The sequence below is a fragment of the Butyricicoccus sp. OF10-2 genome, from assembly GCF_003481925.1.
Taxonomy (GTDB): Bacteria; Bacillota; Clostridia; order Oscillospirales; family Butyricicoccaceae; genus Agathobaculum; species Agathobaculum butyriciproducens.
This window is the reverse complement of sequence record NZ_QUMC01000014.1, coordinates 76,599-84,306: the sequence shown is the minus strand read 5'-3', so window position 1 is coordinate 84,306 and position 7,708 is coordinate 76,599. Positions and strand designations below refer to the sequence as shown.

General features: G+C 52.8%; 9 protein-coding genes. 3 read left to right on the top strand and 6 right to left on the bottom strand.

Annotation, left to right across the window (positions count from 1 at the left end; genetic code table 11):
* Positions 1-111 precede the first annotated feature (111 nt).
* Positions 112-1,485: an MATE family efflux transporter gene (locus DXB00_RS08915; protein ID WP_442861140.1), complete on the bottom strand. Its 1,374-nt coding sequence runs from the start codon at positions 1,483-1,485 to the stop codon at positions 112-114.
* Between the two features lie 337 nt (positions 1,486-1,822).
* Positions 1,823-2,728: a selenium metabolism-associated LysR family transcriptional regulator gene (locus tag DXB00_RS08905; protein ID WP_158581286.1), complete on the bottom strand. Its 906-nt coding sequence runs from the start codon at positions 2,726-2,728 to the stop codon at positions 1,823-1,825.
* Positions 2,729-2,877: 149 nt separating this feature from the next.
* On the opposite strand from DXB00_RS08905, the gene yedE reads away from it, so the two are divergent.
* From yedE to DXB00_RS08890, 3 genes are read left to right on the top strand one after another with little or no spacing between them, the layout of a single operon-like run.
* A complete protein-coding gene (gene yedE / locus DXB00_RS08900; RefSeq protein ID WP_118729198.1) occupies positions 2,878-3,978 on the top strand; it encodes a YedE family putative selenium transporter in 1,101 nt (366 codons plus the stop codon).
* Positions 3,979-3,999: 21 nt separating this feature from the next.
* Positions 4,000-4,221, top strand: a complete 222-nt coding sequence (locus DXB00_RS08895) for a sulfurtransferase TusA family protein (RefSeq protein WP_118284744.1) — start codon at positions 4,000-4,002, stop codon at positions 4,219-4,221.
* Complete coding sequence (locus DXB00_RS08890; RefSeq protein ID WP_110435623.1) at positions 4,221-4,457, top strand: DUF3343 domain-containing protein; 237 nt, start codon at positions 4,221-4,223, stop codon at positions 4,455-4,457. The genes DXB00_RS08895 and DXB00_RS08890 overlap by 1 nt, the downstream gene beginning before the upstream one ends.
* A gap of 47 nt (positions 4,458-4,504) precedes the next feature.
* Here DXB00_RS08890 and DXB00_RS08885 read toward each other — a convergent pair whose 3' ends face one another.
* The 4 genes from DXB00_RS08885 to DXB00_RS08870 all read right to left on the bottom strand — a co-directional run bounded on the left by DXB00_RS08885 (position 4,505) and on the right by DXB00_RS08870 (position 7,562).
* Positions 4,505-5,443 (bottom strand): nuclease-related domain-containing protein, encoded by a 939-nt coding sequence (locus DXB00_RS08885; RefSeq protein WP_118729197.1) that lies wholly within the window; start codon positions 5,441-5,443, stop codon positions 4,505-4,507.
* Positions 5,444-5,717: 274 nt separating this feature from the next.
* Positions 5,718-6,536: a TlpA family protein disulfide reductase gene (locus DXB00_RS08880; protein WP_118729196.1), complete on the bottom strand. Its 819-nt coding sequence runs from the start codon at positions 6,534-6,536 to the stop codon at positions 5,718-5,720.
* Positions 6,536-7,426 carry a 4Fe-4S binding protein gene (locus tag DXB00_RS08875; RefSeq protein WP_118729195.1) on the bottom strand — a complete coding sequence of 297 codons (891 nt, stop codon included), beginning with the start codon at positions 7,424-7,426 and terminating at the stop codon, positions 6,536-6,538. Before DXB00_RS08875 ends, DXB00_RS08880 begins: the two co-directional genes overlap by 1 nt.
* A complete protein-coding gene (locus DXB00_RS08870) occupies positions 7,419-7,562 on the bottom strand; it encodes a CD1871A family CXXC motif-containing protein (protein ID WP_110435619.1) in 144 nt (47 codons plus the stop codon). Before DXB00_RS08870 ends, DXB00_RS08875 begins: the two co-directional genes overlap by 8 nt.
* Positions 7,563-7,708 lie beyond the last annotated feature (146 nt).

Here is a 7,708-nt window from a genome sequence, read left to right as displayed (position 1 = left end):
TATGATATACGGTCTGACAGAGGGGGTGCAGTTCAATCCCGGACTGTACACAGGATTCGGGATGTTTTTTTTACTTCGCTGTTAATATTTCAGATGCCGTTCCGAAGGATTTCATCTTTTCGGTAAACTGGAATTTACCGAGATAACACCACTTTTTTCAGTCGGCCAGGATTTTCTGAGAGCCGTATAGGAAATCAGGAAGTTGGCAAGCCAGCCTGCCGGCACGGCAAGCCAGACAAATGCAATACCAAAACGCGGTGCACAGATCAACGCCACGGACAAGCGAATCGCAAGGTTTACCATATTGGCAATGAGGAACGGCCGCATGATTCCGAGTCCGCGAAGAACGCCATCGGTCGCCATTTTGATGCCCATAAAGACAAAGAAGAAACCAAGCCATCTCATATAATCCCCGGACACCTGATAAGCCAGGGCGGTTCCGTCTTTTCCAAGGAACAGCGAGGAAATCTGCGTGTGCAGCGTTTCAATGACAAGGAAGGCAAGAACAGCAAAACATACATCCAGCACCAATGCTGCGCGGTAGCCTTTTTTGATGCGCTGGGTTTTGTTTGCGCCAAGGTTCTGGGAAACATACGGCGAAACCGCATTGCCGATGGACACAAAAATCAGAGAAAAGACGTTCTCCACCCGCATCGTTGCCGCGTATCCTGCGAGTGCCTGTGTGCCGAAGGGATTTACCACCGCCTGTACGATCATCATACCAATAGATACGGTAGATTGCTGAAGAACCGATGGAACAGCAATCTGAAGCATCGAACGCAGCTCCTGCCCGTCAAACCAGACAAAGCTGCTCTTATACCGCCGCATCCGATAAAAGAAAATCAAAAGTGAAAACACAGCCGAAATGCCCTGCGCAATCAGCGTTGCAAGTGCCGCACCGAACACGCCAAGTCTCAGACCGGCTACCATCCAAAGATCCAGCACAATATTCAGGATTGATGAAAAGATCAGCAGTCCCAGCGGAATTTTTGATTCACCAATGGAAGTGAACATGGTAGAAAGAATATTGTACATGAACAAAAACGGAAAACCTACGAAATAGACTCGCAGATACAGTACTGCCTCCTTCAGAATATCAGCAGGGGTCTGTAATCCGCTCATCATCGCATGGGAAAAACAAAAGCCAAAGACGCCAAGGATGATACTCAGAAGTAAAAAGCTGATCAGGGAGGTAGATACAATGGTTTTCATTTTGCCATACTCTCTGGCGCCGAAATAACGGCTTACGAGTACGCCGGCACCGACACCTGCACCCAGCGCCACACAAATGAAAACATTGGTCAGGGCAGCGCAGGCGCCGACCGCCGCCAGTGCGGAGGAGCCGACAAACTGACCGACGATAATGGAGTCAGCCATATTGTATACCTGCTGAAAAAAGCTGCCGAGAATCATCGGCATAGCAAAAACCGTCAGCGCTTTCAGCGGCGCATCGGTAATCAAATACTCATCTTTTGACATGATCATTTTCCTCCACAATTTCTGGCTTTTTATTAGAAAGTACGAGCATAGCAGGTGCGATCAGTACAATGATTAGATCTGTAATCGAAAGCACCGCAGGAATTTCTCTAAACAAGAAAAAGCCAAATACCATTGCTGCAGCCGGTTCACAGGAACACAGAATGGATGCCTTTCCCGCCTCCATATAATCCGGTGTTGCCTTAAGGAATCCGCTTTGTCCGTTTTGATCTTGCGGATAGAACCGCCGTGTACCGGTCGGTTCGCACGGTGGTGTGCGAGGTCGGCTTTCTATGCAGGAGAGCCTCCTGCCCGATTGGCTATATCAAACCGGACAGCACGGCTGTCATCCAATCCGATAATACCTTTTCATAAAATCCAGAAAGTGAATAGCCTGCTCGGACATACGCCGTATGGACGGATACACAATGTACAGCCGGCGCAGGAACGCTGACCGTCCGAGGGGGAACAGCAGCAGTCGTCCCTGCTGTGCATCGGTCTGCACAGTTGCGCGCGACAGAATGGAAATGCCCATGCCAAGTGCGATGCAACGCTTGAGCGCTGCCGCGTCATCCATGACGGCGATGACATTCAGTTCATCAAGCGACAGACCGTGATTTTGAAGGAAATACAGTGTTTCCTGCTTGGTGCCCGAGTTGTCCTCGCGCAGCAGGAACGGTTCGCGCAGGAGCGCTGTCAGCGGGTCCGGCTGGCTTTGATAGGCACGGAAATGCGGTGTGTTCGGTGCGGCGATTACCAGCTCGTCCGAGGTGACCGGCAGAAATTCGCAGTTGGCCTCCGCGGTCTTTGTGCCGACCAGACCGATATCGCAGGTGCTGTCTGCGACCTTGTTTATCACATCCAGACTGTCCGAGCAGCTGGTGCGAAACCGGATCTCCGGGGCCTTCTCGTGGTACGCTGCCAGCAGCTCGGGCAGCAGATACAGCGACGGCACGGACGATACGCCGATATGCAGCATGGTTTCCTGCTCGTTGGACAGCTCCAGAATGGCTTTGTGCCGCAAATCGAGGATTTCTGCGGCATAATTATACAGCGTCTGACCGGCCGGTGTCACCGAGAGCGTTTTTGTCGTGCGCTTGAGCAACTGCGTGTGCAGCTCCTTTTCCAGATTGCAGATGTGTGCGCTGACGGTCGGCTGTGACAGGTACAGCTTCTGTGCAGCAAGTGAAAAACTGCGGTACTTCACGGTATAGACATAGGCTTCCAGCTGACGAATATCCATGGGCGGCATTCCTTTCTTTTTCTCCATTATAGCTGTATTTATAGATTATATCAATAGATTCAATCAGATTATCAATAGAATCGATTTCACATTGAAAACACCGCATGATATACTGAATACAGCATAAAATTCCCTCATTTCACAAAAAGGAGAAAATCATGAAACTGTTTGACAAGACATGGAAGCTGGCAGTGTCCGGTGCGGTAATCGGACTGCTGGTCATGCTTCTGGCAATTTACGGCAACCCTGCCAACATGGCGATCTGCGTTGCCTGCTTCATCCGCGATACAGCGGGTGCGCTCAAGCTGCACACTGCGGCTCCGGTGCAGTATTTCCGCCCGGAGGTCGTCGGCTTTGTCTGCGGCTCGTTCCTGCTGGCGCTGCTGACCAAGGAGTATAAGTCCACCGCCGGTTCCTCGCCGATGGTGCGTTTTATTCTGGGCGCTGCGATGATGATCGGCGCCCTCGTGTTCCTCGGCTGTCCGCTCCGCATGGTACTTCGCATGGCCGCCGGTGACTTGAATGCGTGGGTCGCGCTTATCGGCTTTGCAGGCGGTGTGGCGACCGGCTCGTTCTTCCTTAAGAAGGGTTTCTCGCTCGGCCGTGCGTATGAGGCCAAGCCGGTCGGCGGCGCCGTTCTGCTGGTTCTGCTGGCGGCGCTGCTCGTAATCGGCGTGGCGACCGGCGCTTATGCGGTCAGCACCGAGGGCCCAGGCAGCAAGCATGCGCCGATCATTCTTTCTCTGGTCGTTGCGCTCATCATCGGTGCGCTCGCGCAGAAGAGCCGTATGTGCTTTGCGGGCAGCATCCGCGACATCATTCTGATGAAGAATTTCGACCTGATCAGCATTATCGCGGCTCTGTTTGCCGTGATGGCAGTCTACAATGCGGCAACCGGCAGCTTCCACCTCGGTTTTTCCGGTCAGCCGATCGCGCATTCCCAGCACCTGTGGAACATTCTTGGTATGTATGTTGTAGGATTTGCGGCTGTGCTGGCTGGCGGCTGCCCGCTGCGTCAGCTTATTCTGGCCGGCCAGGGCTCGTCTGACAGTGCGGTTACCTTCCTCGGCATGCTGATCGGCGCGGCATTCGCGCATAACTTCGGTCTGGTCGGTGTGGCTGCCAAGGCGGCAACCGAAACCGAGCCTGCAGTTGCCGGCGGCCCGGCGGCAGCCGGCAAAATCGCCGTGATCGTCTGCATTGTCGTGCTGTTTGTCATTGCGGGCACCAATCTGCGCCGCAAAAAGACGGCAAAGTAAGTCGGAAAAGGAGAATGTGCAATGGCTGAATATGTTGAAGTAGATGTTCGCGGTCTGTCCTGTCCGGAGCCGGTTCTGTTGGCGATGGACGCGATGCAGGATCACCCGGGGAAGCTGATCCGTGTGCTCGGTGACGAGGCGCACACCCGCAAGAATATCGAGAAAATGCTCGAGTATGAGAACAAGTCCGGTCAGACGACCGTGCGTCCGGACGGGTGCTTCGAGATCGTTTTTCAGGCGTAATGCGAGAGAAAAAGCCGTATCAGGTGCTCACCTTCCACACCACCGATGCCGCCATGGAGATGGAGTCATTCTGCAAGCAGAACGGTATTGCCGGCCGGCTGGTGCCGGTGCCGCGCAGATTGTCCGCCGGATGCGGCATCGCGTGGCGCATGGAAGCCGAAGTTTACGCGCAGTATCAGACGGTTATCGCGGACTGCGGGATTGAGATCGAGCAGAGCGAGGCGTTTGTGTTTTAGTAACCATAAAGCGGCATGACTTTGATGCAAGTCATGCCGCTTTTCTGTTATTTGTTTTCGGTTTTCACGATTTTCTTTATAAAATGACATTGAGGAAATCCTGTGCAGCCCCAGAATTTTTCGCCGACATGCGCACCGCGTCTGGCCTCCCGCATGACAAGCGGCTTGCCGCACTTCGGACAGCATTTCCCCTCCGACGGCGCAGGTGCAGGCCGCTCGGCGGCAGGCTGGTCTTCCAGCTCCTCCTGCTTGAATTTTTCGATATAGGTGATTGGCTTTTCAATGTGCATTTTGTTCAGATAATACTCACCATCTTCTTTCAAATCCTTCATGGAAGATTTCAGTTCACTTGATTCTCTGTTCATCCGCTTAATCGTTTCCACCAACTGATCCGCACGGATAACCTGTTTTTTTACTTCCTGTGGAGCATCTTGGTCATTGATAATCGTTTTAGGATTAGAAAGCACGACCAATCCCTTGAAAAAGTTACTAAACCAGTGATTTCGAAGTGCTGCCATCACCTTACCATGATTTTCGTTTCGACATTCATTCAGCACCTGCAAATGCCGCTGATTCTGCGTAATCGGCGAATAAATTCCCTCTTTATAGTACCGACCGCCGCAGCGAATTGTGCGGATAAAATCGCCCTTGCTGTTGATCTCGATATTGCCGAACAGATTTTTGCACTCCAACACAAAGTTAATCTTTGGAGTCAGTACCAGAAAGTCAATCTGTGCCGAGGCACCGGACACGCTTTCAATATACAAATCGTGCAGCACAACCATATCCATACCGCTGTTTTTCAGCTCAAACAGAATATTATCCTCACCGATAATACCGGCTTTCACCACGGCAATCTCTTTTGCGATTTTTTTCGCGTTTTCTCCGGCTGCCTTTTCCGCCAGCTCCTCCAGCTGGCGCAGATACTCCTTTGCGTTGCTGGATTCCTTCGCAATCACAACCTCCGGTTTTGAAAACAGTCCCATGTTTATCCCTCGTGTTTCTCTTTTTCCTGAGATTTTCGCTTGTATAATTTTAGTATACCATATAGGAGAAACAAGGAAAAGTTCCGTCCTCAAATTTATCCACAGGTTTGTGCATATCTTCGTGGATATTTCTGCAGGCGCGTAGAAGCCGCAGACTTTCGTCTGCGGCTTCGTTTACGTTTACCTGGCCCTGCTAATCTCCGTTGCCTTTCTCGGCACAATCTGCGCTGTGTATATTTATGATGCAGATTGCAGCGGCAATCACACTCGGGTATTATTTTCCGTCGTTTGCAATCGCGGTGTCAATATTCTCCTGCAGCTGCTTCATGCTGTTTTCGTTCGTGATGCCGCCGAGTACTGGTTCACCGACGATTTTTCCGTTCCGGTCGATAACATAGGTGGTCGGGAATGACATGATGTTCAGTGCAAACTGGCCTGCCTCGCTGCCGGATGCAAAGGTAATGTTGCGGTAGGATGCCCCCTTGGTCTGCAGAATCTGTTTAGCGGTAGCAATGGCATCCGCATTGTCATCGAGCGTTTCCGTATTGATACCAATAACCTCGCCGCCCTGAGCCTTGACGGTCTGGTTCAGCTTGTCCAGATCACCAAGTTCAGCCACGCACGGCTTGCAGCCGCTGAACCAGAAATTCACGACCGTAAACGCGTTGTCAGCGAACAAGCTGCTGTCCACAGCGTTGCCGTCCAGGTCTTTGCCTTCGAAAGCGGGGAACGCGTCGCTAGCGGGTGTGGTGGTGCCTTCCTCGGGCGGAAGTGCCTGCAGCTGGTCCTCCAGCTTGCGGACCTTGGCGGCATCGTCGGTCAGCGTCTTGTAGTCCTCGTCCGAGAGCTGGTCCTTGACGTTTTTAATCGCAAGATCGAGTACATCAGCGTAGTTGGTGCTCTGGGTGCTCTGCGACAGATTGTCCTTGTCGAGCGAATTCAGAGCCGTTGTCCACAGTTCCTGGTGCTGGTCGAGGATGGCGTTTTCCTCCGCTATCAGTTCGGAGACGGTTTTTGCCGGTTTGCCGCAGGCGGATGCGCCGAGCAGCAGGCTTATGGACAGGGCAAATGCGATCAGTCGATTTCGTTTCATTAGATGGTCTCTCCTTTGTCAGTCGTTTGGGTTTTATCGCCCAGACCGTAGCGGTAGCAGATAGCACCGGTCGGGCAGGCTTTCATGCACATACCGCAGCGGATGCACTCGGCATGATCGGGATTTTTCGTAATATCCACATCCATTTTGCAGGCTTTGGCGCATGCGCCGCACGATACACATTTGTGCGTATCCACCTGCATCCGGAACAGCGAAACGCGGTTCAGCAGCGCATAAAACGCGCCGAGCGGGCACAGCCACTTGCAGAACGGACGGTAAAACAGCACGCTGCACACGATAACGGTCAGCAGAACGGCTGCTTTCCAGGTAAACAGTGCGCCGAGCGCGGCGCGGATGCCGGAGTTGACCGCCGCCAGCGGCAGCGCACCCTCGAGCACGCCCTGCGGGCACAGGTACTTGCAGAAGAACGGGTCGCCCATGCCGAGCTCGTTTGTGACAAGTACGGGCAGCAGCACCACCATGATCAGCAGCACCGCATATTTCACATAGCGGAGCGGCTTCAGCCTTTTGGTGGACAGCTTAGGCGAGGGGATTTTGTGCAGCAGCTCCTGAAACCAGCCGAACGGGCACAGAAAGCCGCAGATAAACCGTCCGAGCAGCACGCCGAGCAGGATCAAGATACCGGTGATGTAATACGAAAACCGGAATTTCGACGAGCCGACGACCGCCTGAAATGCGCCGATCGGGCACGCGCCCGCCGCGCCGGGACAGGAATAGCAGTTCAGGCCGGGCACGCAGACCGCCTTGCCGCCGCCCTGATATAATTTGCCCTGCAAAAAATTCGGCAGGTGGATATTGGTCAGCAGAGCCGCTGCTGCCTGTATCCAGCCGCGAAAGCGGGCTAAAACCGGAATATTTCTCTTATCCAATCCCAACACACTCCATACACAGGCGGATCGCCTTTGATAATACCGTATCGGCTTCGCCTCTCCACAGGCCGAACCCGATCATTGCAATGCCGACTGCCAGCAGGAAAAGCTGGGCGGCGGTTCTGTGCTTCAGCATTGTTATGCCCCTTTCGAAGTTGTTGGCACTAGTATACTGCACGGGAGATAAAATCTGTGTTAAGGTGCTAAAAAAACAAAAATTTTTTGCAACAGATTTCGTTAACACAAATTTTATCCCTGTCTGGTATAATAAAGGTATGAAAA

Excerpts from the sequence above, each read along its gene's own strand:
- DXB00_RS08915 (WP_442861140.1), bottom strand. The coding sequence starts at position 1,485 with ATGATCATGTCAAAAGATGAGTATTTGATTACCGATGCGCCGCTGAAA.
- DXB00_RS08905 (WP_158581286.1), bottom strand. The coding sequence starts at position 2,728 with ATGCCGCCCATGGATATTCGTCAGCTGGAAGCCTATGTCTATACCGTG.
- yedE (WP_118729198.1), top strand. The coding sequence starts at position 2,878 with ATGAAACTGTTTGACAAGACATGGAAGCTGGCAGTGTCCGGTGCGGTA.
- DXB00_RS08895 (WP_118284744.1), top strand. The coding sequence starts at position 4,000 with ATGGCTGAATATGTTGAAGTAGATGTTCGCGGTCTGTCCTGTCCGGAG.
- DXB00_RS08890 (WP_110435623.1), top strand. The coding sequence starts at position 4,221 with ATGCGAGAGAAAAAGCCGTATCAGGTGCTCACCTTCCACACCACCGAT.
- DXB00_RS08885 (WP_118729197.1), bottom strand. The coding sequence starts at position 5,443 with ATGGGACTGTTTTCAAAACCGGAGGTTGTGATTGCGAAGGAATCCAGC.
- DXB00_RS08880 (WP_118729196.1), bottom strand. The coding sequence starts at position 6,536 with ATGAAACGAAATCGACTGATCGCATTTGCCCTGTCCATAAGCCTGCTG.
- DXB00_RS08870 (WP_110435619.1), bottom strand. The coding sequence starts at position 7,562 with ATGCTGAAGCACAGAACCGCCGCCCAGCTTTTCCTGCTGGCAGTCGGC.